Annotated in this window: 1 protein-coding gene; it reads right to left on the bottom strand. The window is 25.8% G+C overall.

Annotated features, from left to right (window positions below; genetic code table 11):
* Nucleotides 1-521: metallophosphoesterase (locus AC1DJR_RS31970; protein WP_477004465.1), on the bottom strand; the 521-nt coding region annotated here is incomplete at its 3' end.
* Nucleotides 522-817 lie beyond the last annotated feature (296 nt).

The following is an 817-nucleotide window of genomic DNA, read 5'->3' on the forward strand; positions in this document are numbered from 1 at the left end:
ACAATATGTTCTTCATCACGATTTCCACTAGTAAATTCTGGATCATCAATACCTAGCAAGTTTATTTCTTGCCCCTCTTTTTGAATACTTACATGCTCATTTCTTAAAACTGTAACATGGTATTTCTTCAATTCTTTCTCTAAACTGTTATATTTCCCTGACCACTGTTCATGATTTCCTGTCACAAAATATACTGGATACTCCGTCACAAGTTCTCGTATTACTTGCAAACTAATTTCTGCATTATATGATTTACTGTCAATTAAATCACCGGTAATAACAATGATATCAGGGTTCAAGTTTTTTACTTTTTTAATTAAAACATTTTGCTTTTCACCAAATTTTTTATTATGTAAATCTGAAAGTTGGAGGATTTTAAATCCTTTAAAAGAGGAAGGAATTTTGCTAGATGCTATATTAACTTCATTTACACTTATTGAATTGTTCTGCAAATATGAAAATATAATCATACCAACTATTGTACTAACAATCAAAATGACTCTATTAATATTTTTTTTCATAGTTTCTCCTTTTTATTTTCATAAAACATTTATATATGTTAACTGAATTATATTATACTTTTTTGATATTGTTTATGTTAATAAAATAATTCAGTACATGAAATTTTCATTCCGGATACGTAATGTATTTTCATTATATTCTTACTTTTACCCTTTGAATTATAAGAATACAAAAAAACGATTCTTTTCACACGAAAAAGAATCGTTTTCTAATTTTATACTTTTAATAATATTATATAAAGAAATGAAAAAACTGAAAGATTATCACTTAAGAGCATTGATTACAACTTCAGCTG

The sequence above is a fragment of the Bacillus sp. 05T31 genome (assembly GCF_056396725.1).